The sequence below is a fragment of the Zhihengliuella flava genome (assembly GCF_015751895.1).
Taxonomy (GTDB): domain Bacteria; phylum Actinomycetota; class Actinomycetes; order Actinomycetales; family Micrococcaceae; genus Zhihengliuella; species Zhihengliuella flava.
Genome location: NZ_JADOTZ010000001.1, coordinates 907,274 through 923,219, shown reverse-complemented (window position 1 = coordinate 923,219; position 15,946 = coordinate 907,274). Strand labels below are relative to the sequence as shown.

Sequence of the window (15,946 nt, the reverse complement as noted above, 5' to 3'; positions counted from 1 at the left end):
GTCTCGACTGACCGGAGCTAGCCAGCGAGCCGCGCGGGCCGGCCGGTGACCCAAGAGTCACCGGCTGGCCCGTTCGGCGTTAAGCCCGCAGGAAGCGATCCACGGCAGGGGCCAAGGAGGCGCCGCACTCCTCCGGGGGCCGGCGATGCCCCTTGATATTGAACGAATGATCCGCGCCCTCGACCCATTCGACCTCCACGCGGGAACCGGCCGGAGCCATCAACCGTTCGGCCACCGCCTCCATGAGGTCGATCCGTGCGAAGGCGTCCCGTGTGCCCTCGACAAAGAGCTGCGGAACGGCGAGCCCGTCGAGGTGCCCGTCCCGCAGCTTCTCCGGCTTTCCCGGCGCGTGCAGCGGATACCCCAGATAGATCAGCCCGGCCGGGGTCATGGGCCGCTCCAGCTCCTCCCCAGCGGCCGCCAGCGAGGCCATCCGCGCCCCGAAGGACTTGCCGGCCGCCCAGATGCGCCCCGTCGTCGTCTCCGCCACCCCGGCAGCGTAGGCGAGAACGGCGTCCCACGTGCCCACCGCCAGTGGAGGACGGTCGGGAAACTTTTTGCCGGCATCCATCGCGGGAAAATTGAAGCTCAACACCGCGTGCCCTTCCGCGGCCAGCGCGCCCGCGAACCCGGTAAGAAACGGATGCTCACGCCCGGCGCCGGCGCCGTGGGCGAGGACGACGACACTATGCGGCTGGCTGGCCGCCACCCACGCGCCGCTGACCTCAGTGTTCACCGTGCCGCGCGGCGTCGTGGCGGTGACCGGGATCGTGACGGTACCGGGAGGCAAATTCATGGCCCCATCATCGCAGACCCACGCCGCGTGACGCCGGTTGCGCCGTCGGCCCGCCCACCTCTTGAAGTCGCCCCCGAGCGGGTCTACCATCCGAGGTACTCAGGGGCCACCGGCCGGGCGGCCCCCCGGTGAAAGTGGAAGGAGGAGTCACGATGACCGACACCGTGGAGCGCCAGCAGGGGCACAAGTTCGCGGATAAGGACTTCGGCTCCGAAGTCCTGGAGCATGAGCACCTCGAGGACATGCAGCACCACTCTCAGGAATCGTCCGAGCGGAAGGAAGCGGCCGCCAAGACCGGCTTCGACGCGATCCAACCGCATCACTAACCCCGGGACGAACGCCCGAGCTGAGCACCCGGGCCGGCAGCTACGGCTCCCGGTCCGGCGGCTCCGCGTCTGCCCGCCCGGCGCCGGAAGAGCGAGGATTTACGCGAAGTCGGCCTTTCTGATCAGCCCGTGCACGCCGACGGTCCGGTCCACCACTTGGGAGATAGCGAAGTCGGCCGCCGCGGACAGGTAGGCGTAAGCGATGGCGCGGTCCATCCCGCGATCGTGCTCCAAGAAGTCCAAGGCGTTGACGATCGCCCGGCGCATGGCGATGTTCAGGTCGCTACCGACGCCGCCGCCGTCGAGCCCGTCCGGATCGGAGAGGCCAATCGGAATCCACGCATCCGGTGTTTCGCCAAAGGGATACCGGTAGGCCACGGAGGGCGCGTCGCCGGAGTCCGGCTTGCAGACCGTCAGCCGGAAGGTGCCGCGCAGGGACCCCTCCATGGCGGTCAACGCCACCTCGCCGTCGCCCATCCCCATGTGAGGATCGCCCACGTAGAACAAGGCGCCCTCGGCGCTCACCGGCAGGTAAAACGTCGATCCGGCGCCCAGGTGACGAATGTCGATGTTGCCACCGCCGAGCGTCGGCGGGACGGAGTTGGCCTCGGGGGAGGTGAGCCCGTCGGAGTCCGCGTAGGCGACGCCCATCATGCCCATGAACGGACGGAGGGGGAACCGCGCCGTCAGGTCACCGCTGCGCATGACCGCCTTCCCCTCCTCGATGGCGGTGAAAACTGAGACGTTTCCGTAGTCGCTGGGGATCCCGGAGGAGCGCTGGTCCATCGCGACCGGCGGCATCACTTCCTCCAGCGTGATCCCGTCCGGGGCCGAGCCGTCGGACTGGATGGCGAGTCCGCCCTTGCCGTGGCGGCTCGAGACGACGCCGTAGGGCACGCGGGGCAGGGCCTCGAAGATGTCGATCTTCAGGACGTCGCCGGGCTCGGCCCCCTCGACCTGGATGGGGCCGGTGACCACATGCGGTCCATCGGCGTCGAAGTCCCGCTCGGTGCGGTTATAGTCCGCGGCGATGGCGACGGCGTCTTCGAGCACCTGATCTTGTGCGACGCCGTGCTCGCCGAAGTAGTCGAGGGGGCTTCGGCCTTGGTCCTCGAGGATGCCCTCGTGGGACACCGCATCGATCGTGACCGTTTGGCCCGACTTCATGGACAGGACGGGGCTGGCGTGGACCGTGGGAACGTAACCCCACAGCACCTCCTCCGGAGTGGACGCCAGATAGGCGTCGCCGTTGAGGGGGCCGCGATGCGGTTGCAGGATCTCACCGAATCCCGTCGACGGCGCGGCACCGGAGGCGTTGGCTGATGCCGTTGCCGTTCCGGAGGCGCGCGAGCTGCCGGCCTGTGCGCTCGCGCCCGAACACGCCGTGGCCGCCGAAAGCGTCCCGAGCGCCGCGACGGCGCCCATGAACCGGCGTCGTCCCAGCCCCTTGACCAGCGTCTCCGCCGCCTTGCGTCCTACTTCTGTGTTCACACGTCCTCCTCGGTAGTTGTGCGTTGATGCTAGTCAGCCGCAGTTTCTTGAGGTTTTCGGGGGTGTTTCCGGTGGATTGACTGGCGGGGGCAGGGGTGGTGTGACGTTGCCAGCCAGCTGCGCTACGCGTTTGCCGCCGCGGGGCCTAGGGTGGGCGGTATGAAAGATGATCCTGCTGTTCAGTCCTCGCTCGAGCAGCCGCCGGAAGATGGCGGTGGGGGAGAGGAAGTCACCGTCAGCACCGTGGCGGACCGCCTGCCGCCGATCGACCGCGCCGCGGCCCGCCGCATGTGGGACGAATACATCGCCGCCACCGGCGTCGTGCCCGAAGGGAACCAGCAATACGAGGTGGACTATTTCGGCGATTCGCCGCAGCTCGCCGATGCGCTGCTGAAGGAGGTCACTGAGGGGGATAAGCGGGCCACGGCCTCCCTCATGGACGAATACACGGATCCCGAGGATCCGCTGCCCACGATCGGCGGCCACTGGGTGGCGTGCGACTCCACGGGGCAACCGGCGGTCGTGCTGCGCACCATGGCCCTGGCGTTGTCAACGTTCGACGACGTCGACGCGGATTTTGCGGCCGCGGAGGCCGAGGATGATCGCAGTCTCGACTCGTGGCGGCGCGAGCACGAGAAGTACTGGCGCCGAACCCGGGAAGCGGCGGGGGAGCACTGGTCGCCCGAGGACACCCGCACGCCGGGACGGGAAGTCATCCAAGAACGGTTCACGGTGGTGTGGCCGGCCGAGCTGGCCGATGGCGAGCCCGAACAGGAAGTCAATCCTTCAACTTAAAACTCCTACTCAGCGGTACTTTAGGCGTTGGTTAGCCAAGATTCTCGTGGGCGCATCACGGCGTTTACCCGCGGGAACCAGTCTGGAGAACGGGGGAAGCCATCGGTGGTTTCCCCCGTTTTCGTTTCCGACTGGAGGACTACCGTGCAGAACTTCATTTCAACCCAAAAGCGAGGCGTGGCTCGCTGGGGCCGTGGCGCCGGCGCCGCACTCACCGCGGCCGCTGGCCTCACCGTCCTCGCCGCGACGGGTGCCTTCGCTGGCCCATCAGGTCAGGGCTCCGTGCAGGGCCAGGCTCCCTCCCACGCCCAGGGGGACTGGGCAGAGACCGCCTTCCGCGGCCACGTCGACGTCGCCGAGGGGGCCGCCGCCGATGCGGAGACCCTCACCGGCGTCGTCTTCGATGACCGCAATCACAACTCCACGCAGGACCGCGGCGAGCGGGGCATCAAGGGCGTGAAGGTCTCCAACGGTCGGGAGGTGGTCACCACGGATGCACACGGTGCCTACGAGCTGCCGGCGTACGAGAACATGACGGCGTTCGTCACGCAGCCCTCCGGGTGGCAAGTCCCCGTCGACGAGGACAACGTCGCCCAATTCCACTACAACCACTTGCCGGAGGGCACCCCGGAGGACCTCGATTTCGGTGGCATTGCCCCCACCGGGGCGCTGCCGGAGGCCGTTAACTTTCCGCTGGTCAAAGCACGGGCCACGGGCGGCAAGCAGCAGAGCTGCGTGATTGGTGGAGACATCCAGACGTACACCGAGCAGGAAGTCGAGTTCGCCCGGGAGGGTGCCTTTACCGACTTGGCGGCACGGACGGACTACACGGGCTGCGGCGCCCTCTTCATCGGAGACGTGGTGGGCGATGACCTGTCCCTGTACGGCAAAACCCGTGAACTGGCCGGCATGCTCAACGGCCCAGCCCGCTTTCTGCCGGGCAATCACGACCTGGACTTCGACGCGGTCAGCAACGAGCACTCCTTCGATACGTTCCGCGAGCAGCTGGCGCCGGAGTATTACTCCTACGACGTCGGCAACGCGCACGTGATCGCCCTGAACACGGTGGACTACCAGGCCGGCAGCAGCTACAACGGAGCCCTCGATGAGCGCCAGCTCGAGTGGCTGCGCAATGACTTGGCCAATACTCCCGAGGACAAGCTGGTGGTTCTCGGCGCTCACATCCCGCTGCTCGACTTCGCCGACTCCAGCGCGTCCCGCCATCAGGTGGATCAGGTCGCAGAAATCTTCGAGATGCTGGAGGGCCGCGAGGCCGTGGCCCTGGGCGGCCACACCCACAGCATCGAGAACATGCGGGCCGGGGACTCCTTGGCCGGCTGGAACGAGCTGTTCGGCGTCAAGGAACTTCCGTTCACGCACATCACCGCCGGCGCGATTTCCGGCGACTGGTTCTCCGGGGCGGACACCGGCAACGGCTACCCCGAGGCGATTCAGCGCGACGGCGGGCGCCCGGGCGTGCTGACGCTGGACATCAAGGACACGGACGTCGTCGAACGCTTCACCGTCCGCGGCGAGGACGATGACTTCCAGATGGCGCTGGGCCTGAACACCCCGACGTACCGCGATTGGTACGCCGCCAACCTCGACAACGCGGGCCAGGCCGAAGAGTTCGCCGCGCCGGCCACCGTGACGGGCGACGATCTGGCCGGAACCACGTGGCTGACCACCAACTTCTGGATGGGCTCCACCGGCTCCACGGTGGAGGTCGAGCTCAACGGTGAGACCACCGAGGCCGTCCGCACGCAGCCCATGCAGGGCGAGGACGTACACGTTGGTGCCGAGTATTCGGACCCGGTGGCCGTTCAGGAGCAGTTGGTGCACGGCGGCAGCCTGGCGGACCGGACCATGCACCTGTGGCGCTTTGAGCTTCCGGAGGACTTGGCCGCCGGTGAGCACACCGCGACGGTCACCGCCACCGACGTCCACGGCCGCGAATTCACCGAGGACATCACCTTCACGATCGCGCGCTAGCGCGGACGACGACGGCGCCCGCCCCGCACGGATCCGCTCAGCGCGGCCGGTGGGGTGGGCGTCCGGTGCGTCAGGCGGACTCGCGGCGGCGGACCATTTCCTCAATCCACACGGGGGCGAAGGGCGAGGTGCAGTTGGGCGGGGTCGGGTAATCCCGCAGCACGCCCAAGCGTTCGCCGATGGCGAGGGCGCGCTCGCGCTGCTCGGGATGCTCAATGCCGATCTGGGCGAGGCAGGTATTCATGGCCCACTGCAGGCGCTCCGGGGCGTCAGCCATCTGGGCTTCGATGATCTCGAGGAGCGCCGGGAGGTCTAGGCCGTCCGGGTTCTTGACGACGCGCTCGGAGGTGAGCGCCCAGCCGGCGCTGGCCACGCTCGGGTCCTCGTCGTCGAACCACAGCACGCGCAGGGCCTCGGCGTGCGCGGACTTCTTGACGACGTAGTTGACCAGCCAGTCCTGAACCTTCGGGGCCCGCGATGCCCGGAGCATGGTGTCCAACTCCGCCGCGCTAAAGTCACGGGGCCGGCAGATCAGGAGCGCGAGCAGGCGCGCGGAGGTCTGCTGGGAGGCCCAGAGCTCGACGGCGAGCGGCTGCTGCTTCTTGAGGCGCTTGGCGATGGCGCGCAGATCGGAGAGCTTGATGCCGTGGTCATCTCCGTGCTTTTCGTTGATGGCCCGCATTTTGGCGTCTTCGAGGCCGTCCAGCTCCGCGAGTAGGTCCGTGACGTCACTCATGTGCTGCTCCTTCGCCTGATGATGCTTCTAGCGTAGGTCACGCCGTGGTGGCGGGGATGAAGAGTGGCGGGAATGAACCGGACCACCCGAACGTTTTATATGCAAATGCATATATAGCCGCTGCGTGCGGCGGAAGGGAAGGTCATGGCTGAACAACGGATGGTGGTCCTCTCCGGCGGATTGTCCTCGCCGTCGACGAGCCGCATGCTGGGCGAGATGATCGCCGATGCGGCAGCGTCCGCGGCCGGAGGCCGCGGGCTCGATGTCGGGTATGAGGTGATCGAACTGCGCCCGCTGGCCTCCGAGATCGCCCGCAGCATGGTGGCCGGCTTTGCCAGTGGTGAGGTGCAGAACGTCCTCGAGCGCGTGCGGGCGGCCGATGCCCTCGTCGTCGTCAGCCCGGTGTTCACTGCCTCCATCTCCGGGTTGCTGAAATCCCTCATTGACCTCATGGATCCGCAATCGATCGTGGGCAAGCCCGTCCTCCTGGCCGCCACGGGTGGCTCCGTGCGGCACTCGCTGGTCATCGACTACGCGATGCGCCCCATTTTCGCTTACCTCAAGGCCGCCATCCTGCCCACGGGCGTCTTCGCGGCGCCCGCCGATTGGGGCGCCGGTGACGGTGACGCTGCCGGCGAACCCCTCAGCGAGCGCGTGCGGCGGGCCGGGCTTGACATCGCCCACGCTCTGGCCGGTGCCGCCGAGGTGCGCGGCGGCGTCGACCACGGCGCCAGTGGGCAGCAGAACGCCCGCGAGGAGACCGCGTCCTTCGCGGAACTCCTCGCGGGCGTCAATGGCAACCGCCTCGCCTCCGGTGCCGACGGCGGATCCTAGTGGGAGCCGCACACCGCCTTGGGGTGGGGGTTGCGCTGCCACGACGCCGGCTTCTCGCGTCCCAGCGGCTTGTTCACCGTGTCGTAGACCACCTCTCCGTTGATGATGGTGGCGCGGACGGGCACGTCGGCGATCTCGGTGGGGCTCATCCGGGAGATGTCGCCGTCGACCACCGTGATGTCTCCGGCGAAGCCCGGCTGTAGCCGCCCCTTCCACGACTCGGCGCGGTCCTGCCACGCCGGCGTCTGGCAGTAGGAGCGCAGCGCCTGCTCGAACGAGATCTCTTCCTCCGGGCCGTAGATGTCCCCGCTCGAGCGGCCGCGGCGTTCCATCATCATGGAAATGCCGCGGCGGAAGTCCGGGTAGACCACCGGGGCGTCGGAGGTGCTGGAGACGTTGACGCCGGCGCGCAAGGCGGAGGCGTAGGGCCACTCGTATTCCGCACGCTCGCGGCCGATGCTTTGGAGCTGCGAATCGACGAGGGACCACTTGATGTTCGGGTTGAAGCTGGCGCCAATCTGCAGCTGCGCCATCGTGGAGAGCGTCTGGGCGCTCGGCAGGTCACAGTGGATGATGTAGTGGCGCCGGTCCGATTCGCCGCTGGCCTGCAGGGCCTGCGCGTAGGCGGCCACGGCGGCGTCGATCGTGCGGTCTCCCGTGGCGTGGGTGCCAATCTGGAAGCCGTATTCGTGGGCCAGGTTGATGACCGCCTCGAGGCTCGCGACCTGTTCCTCCGGCGTGCTGCCGTCCATGGTCATGGAACCGTAACCGCCGCCGACGTAGGGCTCTGAAAGCCAGGCAGTCTTGTTCACGGTCGGGACGCCGTCGGCAAAAATCTTCACCTGCTGCGAGTTCAACCATTCGGGGGCGTAGATGTCACGCGCGGCGTACTGGGTCAGCGTTTCCTCGAACCCGGCGGGTCCCGCAGGGGCGCGCAGCATCAGCGAGACGCGCTCGGAGAGCGTGCCGGCAGAAAGCAGCTCGTCGTACACCTTCATGTCCGCGAGCTTCAGGCCGGGCTCGGTGTAGCTGGTGATGCCCTCGGCGTGCATGATGTCGAAGGCCTGGGTGAGTGCCTGCCGCTTTTCTTCCGCGGTGAAGTCCGGCACGTGGTCCCGCACCAGGTAGGCGGCACCCTCCAGCAGCACGCCCGTGGGCTGACCGTCCGCGTCTTTGACGATGACGCCGCCAGCCGGCGGCACCGTGGTGTCGGTCACCCCGGCCGCCTCGAGGGCCGCGGTGTTCACCCACACGGCGTGACCGGACCATTCCGTCAGGATGACCGGATTGTTCGGGGAGACGGCGTCCAGGTCGTCGCGATGCGGCTGACGGCCATCGCCCAAGTAGGCCGGATCCCAGCCGCGGCCGCGGATCCACTGCCCGGGCTCGCTCTCGGTCACGCGGGCGGCGACGGCGTCGCGGATGTCCGCGATCGAGTTGACCGTTGGGTATCCCACGTCCAGCGTGAACGGTGGACGGGTGAGCCCGAAGTTCAGCCCGTGCAGGTGAGAATCGTTGACGCCGGGAAAGGCGCAGGCCCCGCGGAGATTAATGCTCTCCGCCGGCCCCTTGACGGCTCGGCGCACTTCGCTGACGGAGCCGGCGGCGATGATCCGCCCGCCGGAGATCGCCACGGAGTCCACCACGCGGTCACTGCCGTCAAAGGTGAAGATCTTGCCCCCGTGCAGGACGAGCGGCCGGGCATTGGCGGCCGCGGCATAGGGGGCACTGGCGACTCCGGCGGCGCCCATGGCTCCGAGGGCGAGCCCGGCCACGCCACCTTGAATAAAGCGGCGGCGGGCAATGGGGCTGCGGGGTTCTGTGGTCATGGCTCCTCCTGGTGTGGGTGGGATCGCGGCGGTGGGATCCCGGGGTCCGTAGCCCGAGTCTAAGAACTGGTATACCTATCCTGCTTGTGAGTTAGCGCATAGAAATTGGATGCCGGGGTCCGTGCGTTCATACGCGGCCACCAACCGCGGGCTGCGGACGCGGGGCCGTTAGCATGGTCTGGGATCGGCGGGCGTGGCCCGCCGGCGAGAGACAACCCGCTAGGGCGGGAACGCAATGAAGCGGAAGGCGCACGCATGCTCAGTGATGAGACCATCACCCAGATCGCCGACGAACTCGTCGCCGCCGGCCAGAACCGGACGCCGGTGGCGCGTTTGACGGCCCGGTACCCGGAGATGACCGTTGAGGATTCCTACCGGGTCCAGAACTTGTGGCGCCAGCGCAGCGAGGAGAACGGGCGCACGCTCGCCGGTCGCAAGATCGGCCTCACCTCCCGCGCCATGCAGATGGCGACCGGCATCACCGAGCCGGACTACGGCATCATTTTTGACGACATGATCCATGAGACGGGCGTGGAGATCACGTGGGCGGACTACACCCACCCGCGCGTGGAGGTGGAACTCGCCTTCAAGCTGGGCCGGGACATCACCGGCCCGGGTGCCACGATCTTCGACGTCCTCGATGCCACAGATTACGTGGTCCCCGCGCTGGAAATCCTCGATTCGCGGATCGAGATGGAGGGCCGCACGATTGTGGACACCATCTCGGACAACGCGGCGATGGGATCCATGGTGATCGGCGGAAACCCCGTGAAGCCGCACGACGTCGACCTGCGGTGGGTCTCCGCCATCCTGTTCAAGAACCAAATCGTCGAAGAGACGGGCGTCGGCGCCGGTGTCCTGAACCACCCGGCCTCTGGCGTGCACTGGCTCGCCAACAAGATTGCCCCGCATGGCGATGGGCTCAAGGCGGGAGAGATCATCCTCGCCGGATCGTTCACCCGGCCCATGTGGGTGTATGAGGGCGATACCGTGTTGGCCGACTACGGACCCTTGGGGACGGTGACATGTCGTTTCGTGTAGACCCGCCCCGGTCTTTTAAGGACCTCTTCCACGGCGAGCACGCGCTGGGCCGCACCGTGGCCGGCATGTTCGTGTGCTCCGGGGACGCGTCCGTCGCGGAGATCTGTGCTGGCTCCGGGATGGACTACCTACTGATCGACGCCGAGCACGGCCCCATGAACCTGCAGTCCGTGCTGGATCAGTTGCGGGCGATCGCCGGCTACCCGGCCGTGCCCGTGGTGCGGGTCCCGTTCAACGATCCCGTGCTCATCAAGCAGTTCCTTGACCTGGGCGCCCAGTCGCTGATCGTTCCCATGGTGAACAACGCGGACGACGCCGCCGCGGCCGTCTCCGCCATCCGTTACGCCCCAGCGGGCGTGCGCGGTGTCGGCTCGGCCCTGGCGCGATCGGCGCGCTGGAACCGGGTGCCCGACTACCTGACGCGAGCCGAGGACTTTCTGACGCTCTTGGTGCAGGTGGAGTCGGCGGAAGCCGTCGAGAACGCTGCCGCCATCGCGGCCGTGGACGGCATCGATGGCGTCTTCATCGGCCCCTCCGACCTCTCAGCCACCATGGGGCTGATTGGGCAGCAATCGCACCCCGACGTCGTCGCCGGTGTGAAGCAGACCATCGCAGAGGTCAAGGCGGCCGGCAAGATTGTGGGTGTCAACGCCTTCGTCGAGTCTCAGGCGCAGGACTACTTGGTCGCGGGAGCGGACTTCGTCAACGTCGGGGCGGACGTGGCCCTGTTGGCGCGCGGTACCGAGGCCTTGGCGGCACGCTTCATCGGCGAGGCCGATGGGGACGGCCCGGCCAGCTACTAAAGCGGGCCGGGCTAGGCCCGCGCGCGGGCCATGGCCATCGCGGCCCGGTAGTGGCCGAGCAGCTCGTCGCAGAGCGCCGGCCACGTCCGGCCCTGTACCGATTGCCACGCCGCCGTCGCGAAGGCCTGGCGCTTGGCGTCGTCGTACACCAAGTCGGTGACGTGCCCGCGCAGGTCCTCCAACCGTCCGGGAGCGTACAGCCAACCGGTGCGCGAATTGTCCACGAGGTCCAGCGGCCCACCGCGGCCCACCGCGATGACGGGAACGGCGCACGCCATGGCCTCTTGGATGGTCTGGCAGAACGTCTCCGACTCGCCGGGGTGGACGAAGACGTCGAGGGAAGCGACCATCTCGCCCAATGCGTCACCGCTGAGGAAGCCGGCGAAGTGGGCGCCCGGGAGCCGCTGCTGGAGCTCCTCCTTGAGCGGCCCGGAGCCGACGATGACCAAGCGGGTGCCCGGCAAATCGGCCAGCACCTCGAGGTCCTCCACCTGCTTCTCGGCGGCGAGGCGGCCGACGAACCCGATGAGGCGCTCGCCATGCGGGGCCAGCTGGGCGCGAAGCTCGCCAGAGCGCCGGGCCGGCGTGAAGCGCTGGGTATCCACGCCGCGGCGCCACAGTTGCAATCGCGGGACGCCCACGCCGTGGAGTTGGTTCATGGAGTACGTGCTGGGGGCCAAGTTGACCGTGGAGGCCTGATGCATGGTGCGTACGTGGTTCCAGAGCAACTGCTCGAGCCACGGGGCCCCGTAGCGCTGCGCGTATGCGGGAATCTCCGTCTGATACACGGACACCGTGGGGACCCCCAGTTGATTGGCCGCCTGGATGGCCCGCCAGCCGAGGACGAAGGGGCTCGCCACGTGCACCACGTCAGGGGAGATCCGCTCGAGCAGTCTGCGCACCCTCGTCACGGTCCCCGCGGCGACGCGGACGTTGGAATATCCGGTCAGCGGCAGAGCCGGCAAGGCGTGAACCTCGAAGCCTTCCACGGTGGCGGGCGCCTGCTCGGTGGCCCACGCGGGCCCCGCCCAGCTGGTAGCGGGGGCGAGGATCACGGCGTCGTGCCCGTGGCGTCGCAGGTGCCCCAGCAACTGCAGGATGGAATTTGTCACGCCGTTCATGTGCGGCAGGAACGATTCAGCAACCACTACAATCTTCACGGTATCCAGCGTGCGCGGCGAGGTTGGCGCTGAAGTGAAATCGACGGGCAGTGAAGGTGAACACTTTGTGTCGCACCATCCGGCGGCCGGGCCGTGCTCCCGGATACGCTGGCTCGGTGGATGTCATGGCGCTGTGGTTAGTCGTAGGACTCGCGGTGATTGGCGCCGTCGCTCAACGGGTCGCTGGCCTGGGGTTCGCCATGTTGGTGGCCCCGTTCCTGGTGCTGCTCGTGGGCCCGCAGCACGGGGTGTTCCTCATCAACGTCTTCGGCGCCGTCTCCTCCCTGCTCATCGTCCCGCGGGTGTGGCGTGACATCGACTTCTCCATGTACCGCTGGCTGGCGCTCTCCGCCGTTGCCGGAATCATCCCGGGGGCGCTCTTGGCCGCGCTCTTGCCGGAAGCGGTCCTTTACACCGTGGTGGGCGGCTTGGTGTTGGTCGGCCTGCTGCTCTCCGTCGCGCTGAGCCGCACCGCGGTCGTGGTGCGCGGTAAGCCCGCCCGCGCCGTGGCGGGCACCGCCGCCGGGCTGACGACTGCGATGGCCGGCGTCGGCGGGCCCGCGGTCAGCGCCTACGCGGTGCTCGCGCGGTGGCCGCAGCGGCCCTTCGCCGCCACGTTGCAACCGTTCTTCGCCACGGTGGCCGCGACGACCCTAGCCGTGAAGCTCGCGATTGATCCGGCGGGCACCCCGGTGCTCGAGTGGTGGATGTGGGCCGTCATGGTCGCCGCCATCGTCGTGGGGATCTTCGGCGGCGAGTGGGTGGGCCGATTCGTCACGGATCGGGCCGCCCGGCTCTTCGTCCTCTTGCTCGCGTTCGTCGGCGCCCTCATGACGTTCGTCAAGGGCCTCGCCTCCTTGGCCTAGCGCCGTTTCCCGCCTGACGATCCGCTGGGTGTGCGCAGGATTTCCCGAGTCGTTCGTCCGCTGTCCCCCGGGGCGGTGGCAGGATGTGAACCGATGGCCAACAAGTCTTTACGCGAACGCGCTCGCGACGCCTTCACGGACGGGATCCCGATGCCCCTGTGGCTTCAGGGCGCCTTCGAGCTGCTGCAAAGCGCCATCCTCTCCGCGCTGCTGGTGATTGTGCCGCTCGTCGCCGTGTGGTTCGCCGGAGGGTTCGAGGACCTCGAGTTAGAGAATCTGTTGCGCCTCTGCGGCCAGGCCTGGCTGTTGATCCACGGGGTTCCCCTGCACCTGAGCATCCCCACGGAGGCGGCCGCTCCGTTGACCGGAACCCTGTCCCTGACCCCGCTCGGCCTCGCTCTCGTGCCCTTCCTGCTCTCGTGGCGAGCCGGGCGCCGGATCGCCCGCGCGTCGTACGCGGACCAACTGTGGCAGGGGCTGCTCGGCGCGCTCGGAGCCTACGCCCTGTTCGGGGTGGGCACCGGGTTCGCGGTCCCCACCGCCGAGGTGGAGGTGCCCCTCGTCGCGGCGGGACTGATCCCGCTGGTCGTCGCGGGTGCCGGCGTCGTCATCGGGTGCCGCCGCGAGGCGGGCTCGTGGGCGCGGTTGATCGGCGTGGACCTCGTGACGTGGATTGCCAAGACCAGCCAGCACGCGCGCTGGGCCGGCACCTACGTGTGGGCCGTCATCCGCGCTTCGGTGGTCGCCTACTTTGCAGCCTTGGCCTTGGCCGCCTTGGTGCTGGCCGTGGACTTGGGGGCCCACTGGGCCCAAATGTCTAACCTCTACCAGCAGCTCGGGACCGGGGTCATCGGCGGGATTTTGCTGACGGTGGGTCAGCTGGGGCTCGTGCCCAACTTTGTGTTTTACACGCTGGCCTGGATCAGCGGCGGTGGCTTCAGCCTGGGCACCGGATCCACGCTGAGTACCTTGGAAACCACGGTAGGCCCGCTGCCGGCTCTTCCGCTCTTGGCCGCGCTGCCCACCGGGGACGTGCTGGGCAGCGCCTGGATGTTCATGGCCCTGCCCGTCGTGGCCGGCTTCATTGCAGGGTGGTGGTTCGTCCGGGAAGGCGAAGACCATCTGGATGACTGGTGTTCGCTCAAGATCCCCTACCGCTGGCTCTCGCTCTCTCTGTCCACCCTGCTGCTGGGGCTCTTCACCGGTGCCGGCGCAGGCCTGATCTCCCTCGTGGGCAGCTGGATCGCCTCCGGTTCCGTCGGGATCGGACGCCTCACCGAGATCGGGCCTGACCTGTGGCTCACGGGGGCACTGGTGGGCGCCGAGGTCGCCATTGGGACGATGCTCGGCGCGCTGTCCGGCCCGCTGCTGGTCCCGGATCCGGTGTACGACGGCGAAGCCCGCTGAGGTGACGGGCGCACCCGCGGAGCGGGCGGCGGCCGTGGCACCATAGAACGCGCAAGGGCCCTGCGGAGCACGGGCCGCCGGGGCGAGACGAATGGGTGGAGGAGGCAGCATGTCCGAGCACGATCGGCGGGCCATCGACCCGGTCGAGCCGACGCGAGAGCCCGCCCCGGACTCGACGGGACAGGCGACCTCCACGGCCCCCGCGCAAGTCGAGTCCCGCGCGCTATGGGCCGGGGGCATCGCCGCCGTCGTTGGCCTCGCCGTGGGCTTGGTGGGCTTCGATGGGTTCCGGCCGCCGCTGTGGGGCGAACGCTCCGTGGCGCTGTTCGCCGCGGCCACCTCAGGCCTCGCCGCCGGTGCCGGGTTCGTGGCCGGCTATCTCCAAACCATCCGCGGCACCCACGCGTGGCTGGCGGCGCGTCCCTTGCTCCGGCAAATCGTCGACGGCGCGGCCCTCGTGGTGGTCCACGCGGCCATCGCCGTCATGACCTCCCTCGTCGCCTTCCGGGTCTTCCAAGACGCCTTCTACGGGCTGACCGTCGATTCCTACGGCGGTGGCGGCATGCTGGCCCTCGTCGCGGGAATCGCCGCCTACGCCGCCTATGATTCGGGAGCCCGCATCAACGCGGCCAGCCTCTCCCTCCTGCTCGCCGTCTTCATGGCTGCCGGAATGTTGGTCAGCATGCTCGCCGCCGAGAACCGGCTCTGGTGGCACATTATGTTCAGCGAGCTCGGCACCGGCGCCGCCGGGATGACCTCCTTCTGGACGTTCAACACCACGCTGACCACCTCCGGAATCGTGCTCACCACCCTGTCCGCCTTCGTCACCCGGGACCTCAGCCGCTGGGCCCACACGCGGGACGCGCACGACGCCGCCTCGGGCCGAACGAGCCGGCGCTGGCTGCGGCCGCGCGCCGGAGTCGTGCGCTGGTGCCTCATCGGTGTGGGCCTGTGCATGGTAGGCATCGGGCTCGTCACCCTGCACGCCTCGGAGCCGGTGCACACGTTCTTCGTGCAGCTGCTGGCCGTGATCCTGCTGGTGCTCTTACTGGGGATCCCGTTCTGGGCGCCGGGCTACCCGCGGCCGTTCTACGTGTTCACCTATGTATCCACCGCCATGCTCGCGGGGGCCGCGTTCCTGTGGTACCCGCTGCAGTACTACAACCTCACGGCGCTGGAGTTGGCCGCGGCGGGGATTGTGTTCAGCTGGCTGGTGGTCTTTATCCGGAATACGACGGCGGTCACGGGGACCGCGGCCGCTCCGGGACAGGCCGGGACCCGGCCGCTCACGAGACCTTGAGGTCATGCAGGTGATGGGCGATGTCATGCCACGCGTACTGCGCTAACGTGCGGACGGTGAACGTGGAACCGTTACTGCGGTATCCGGTGCGCTCGACGTCCCGGGCCAACACGGAGTCGAAAGCATCGGCGAGCCCACGGCCGGCGGAGGCCAGCTGAATGGCCACCGTCTGCGGAGCCTGTTCGTTGTAGCCGTCCTCGGCGGCCGTGGCGTCCTGATCCCAATCGGGGAACGTGGGGGAGTCCTCGCGCAGCATCAGATCGAGGCGGTAGTGCATGATGCGGAAGACGTCGCGCACGTGCGCAGCGTATTCCAAGGGCGACCACACGTTGCCCGCGGGACGCGCGCGCAACGCGGCTGCGTCGTCGTGCCGTTCCAGCAGCAGGTGACGCCAGGCCGGCAGGCAGTCGCGGATCCGGGCGGCCACATCCTGCGGGGTCAAGGCGGAAACCTCCGCGCCGCACTCGGGGCAGGGGTGCTCTAGGACCCACGTCCAGTCCTTGGTGTCGGGGGTCCACTCCTCGGGCTGTTCGGCGGGCGTGCGGGTGCTCATGGCACCAGAGTAGACCG

General features: G+C 68.3%; 15 protein-coding genes. 9 read left to right on the top strand and 6 right to left on the bottom strand.

All coding sequences use genetic code 11. From position 1 onward, the window contains the following. Positions 1-79: 79 nt before the first annotated feature. Positions 80-796 carry an alpha/beta hydrolase family protein gene (locus tag IW252_RS04285; RefSeq protein WP_196835428.1) on the bottom strand — a complete coding sequence of 239 codons (717 nt, stop codon included), beginning with the start codon at positions 794-796 and terminating at the stop codon, positions 80-82. Positions 797-948: 152 nt separating this feature from the next. On the opposite strand from IW252_RS04285, the gene IW252_RS04280 reads away from it, so the two are divergent. Continuing rightward, complete coding sequence (locus IW252_RS04280; RefSeq protein WP_196835427.1) at positions 949-1,122, top strand: hypothetical protein; 174 nt, start codon at positions 949-951, stop codon at positions 1,120-1,122. Positions 1,123-1,221: 99 nt separating this feature from the next. On the opposite strand, the gene IW252_RS04275 is transcribed toward IW252_RS04280, so the two are convergent. Continuing rightward, positions 1,222-2,613, bottom strand: coding sequence for an acetamidase/formamidase family protein (locus tag IW252_RS04275; RefSeq protein WP_331271436.1), 1,392 nt, complete (start codon positions 2,611-2,613; stop codon positions 1,222-1,224). A 159-nt stretch (positions 2,614-2,772) separates the two neighbouring features. Between IW252_RS04275 and IW252_RS04270 the strand changes: the two genes are divergently transcribed. Beyond that, entirely contained in the window at positions 2,773-3,408 is a 636-nt protein-coding gene (locus IW252_RS04270; RefSeq protein ID WP_196835426.1) for an ASCH domain-containing protein, read from the top strand. Positions 3,409-3,552: 144 nt separating this feature from the next. After that, on the top strand, positions 3,553-5,400 hold the full coding sequence (locus IW252_RS04265; protein WP_331271435.1) for a calcineurin-like phosphoesterase family protein: 1,848 nt from the start codon (positions 3,553-3,555) through the stop codon (positions 5,398-5,400). Positions 5,401-5,470: 70 nt separating this feature from the next. Here IW252_RS04265 and IW252_RS04260 read toward each other — a convergent pair whose 3' ends face one another. Beyond that, positions 5,471-6,136 (bottom strand): DNA alkylation repair protein, encoded by a 666-nt coding sequence (locus IW252_RS04260; RefSeq protein ID WP_196835425.1) that lies wholly within the window; start codon positions 6,134-6,136, stop codon positions 5,471-5,473. A 144-nt stretch (positions 6,137-6,280) separates the two neighbouring features. Here IW252_RS04260 and IW252_RS04255 point away from each other — a divergent pair, with 144 nt between their 5' ends. Further along, positions 6,281-6,970 (top strand): CE1759 family FMN reductase, encoded by a 690-nt coding sequence (locus IW252_RS04255; RefSeq protein WP_196835424.1) that lies wholly within the window; start codon positions 6,281-6,283, stop codon positions 6,968-6,970. Here IW252_RS04255 and IW252_RS04250 read toward each other — a convergent pair. Beyond that, on the bottom strand, positions 6,967-8,799 hold the full coding sequence (locus IW252_RS04250) for an amidohydrolase (protein ID WP_196835423.1): 1,833 nt from the start codon (positions 8,797-8,799) through the stop codon (positions 6,967-6,969). The two genes, IW252_RS04255 and IW252_RS04250, sit on opposite strands and share 4 nt — an antisense overlap. Positions 8,800-9,054: 255 nt before the next feature. Between IW252_RS04250 and hpaH the strand changes: the two genes are divergently transcribed. Together hpaH and IW252_RS04240 are read left to right on the top strand one after the other, a co-directional pair. Next, positions 9,055-9,840 (top strand): 2-oxo-hept-4-ene-1,7-dioate hydratase, encoded by a 786-nt coding sequence (hpaH, locus tag IW252_RS04245; protein ID WP_196835422.1) that lies wholly within the window; start codon positions 9,055-9,057, stop codon positions 9,838-9,840. Next, a complete protein-coding gene (locus tag IW252_RS04240) occupies positions 9,825-10,643 on the top strand; it encodes an aldolase/citrate lyase family protein (RefSeq protein WP_196835421.1) in 819 nt (272 codons plus the stop codon). The genes hpaH and IW252_RS04240 overlap by 16 nt, the downstream gene beginning before the upstream one ends. 11 nt (positions 10,644-10,654) lie before the next feature. On the opposite strand, the gene IW252_RS04235 is transcribed toward IW252_RS04240, so the two are convergent. Continuing rightward, positions 10,655-11,803 (bottom strand): glycosyltransferase family 4 protein, encoded by a 1,149-nt coding sequence (locus IW252_RS04235; RefSeq protein WP_196835420.1) that lies wholly within the window; start codon positions 11,801-11,803, stop codon positions 10,655-10,657. A 65-nt stretch (positions 11,804-11,868) separates the two neighbouring features. Here IW252_RS04235 and IW252_RS04230 point away from each other — a divergent pair, with 65 nt between their 5' ends. The 3 genes from IW252_RS04230 to IW252_RS04220 all read left to right on the top strand — a co-directional run bounded on the left by IW252_RS04230 (position 11,869) and on the right by IW252_RS04220 (position 15,376). Then, a complete protein-coding gene (locus IW252_RS04230) occupies positions 11,869-12,669 on the top strand; it encodes a sulfite exporter TauE/SafE family protein (RefSeq protein WP_231365898.1) in 801 nt (266 codons plus the stop codon). A 93-nt stretch (positions 12,670-12,762) separates the two neighbouring features. Then, the gene (locus tag IW252_RS04225) at positions 12,763-14,076 is read left to right on the top strand and encodes a cell division protein PerM (protein WP_196835419.1); all 1,314 of its coding nucleotides are present in this window, start codon (positions 12,763-12,765) and stop codon (positions 14,074-14,076) included. Between the two features lie 109 nt (positions 14,077-14,185). Next, a complete protein-coding gene (locus tag IW252_RS04220) occupies positions 14,186-15,376 on the top strand; it encodes a hypothetical protein (protein WP_196835418.1) in 1,191 nt (396 codons plus the stop codon). Here IW252_RS04220 and IW252_RS04215 read toward each other — a convergent pair. Then, positions 15,363-15,929, bottom strand: coding sequence for a DinB family protein (locus IW252_RS04215; RefSeq protein ID WP_196835417.1), 567 nt, complete (start codon positions 15,927-15,929; stop codon positions 15,363-15,365). The genes IW252_RS04220 and IW252_RS04215 overlap by 14 nt on opposite strands. Positions 15,930-15,946 lie beyond the last annotated feature (17 nt).

Coding starts and splice junctions, on each gene's coding strand:
- IW252_RS04285 (WP_196835428.1), bottom strand. CDS start 796: ATGAATTTGCCTCCCGGTACCGTCACGATCCCGGTCACCGCCACGACG.
- IW252_RS04280 (WP_196835427.1), top strand. CDS start 949: ATGACCGACACCGTGGAGCGCCAGCAGGGGCACAAGTTCGCGGATAAG.
- IW252_RS04270 (WP_196835426.1), top strand. CDS start 2,773: ATGAAAGATGATCCTGCTGTTCAGTCCTCGCTCGAGCAGCCGCCGGAA.
- IW252_RS04260 (WP_196835425.1), bottom strand. CDS start 6,136: ATGAGTGACGTCACGGACCTACTCGCGGAGCTGGACGGCCTCGAAGAC.
- IW252_RS04255 (WP_196835424.1), top strand. CDS start 6,281: ATGGCTGAACAACGGATGGTGGTCCTCTCCGGCGGATTGTCCTCGCCG.
- IW252_RS04250 (WP_196835423.1), bottom strand. CDS start 8,799: ATGACCACAGAACCCCGCAGCCCCATTGCCCGCCGCCGCTTTATTCAA.
- hpaH (WP_196835422.1), top strand. CDS start 9,055: ATGCTCAGTGATGAGACCATCACCCAGATCGCCGACGAACTCGTCGCC.
- IW252_RS04240 (WP_196835421.1), top strand. CDS start 9,825: ATGTCGTTTCGTGTAGACCCGCCCCGGTCTTTTAAGGACCTCTTCCAC.
- IW252_RS04225 (WP_196835419.1), top strand. CDS start 12,763: ATGGCCAACAAGTCTTTACGCGAACGCGCTCGCGACGCCTTCACGGAC.
- IW252_RS04220 (WP_196835418.1), top strand. CDS start 14,186: ATGTCCGAGCACGATCGGCGGGCCATCGACCCGGTCGAGCCGACGCGA.
- IW252_RS04215 (WP_196835417.1), bottom strand. CDS start 15,929: ATGAGCACCCGCACGCCCGCCGAACAGCCCGAGGAGTGGACCCCCGAC.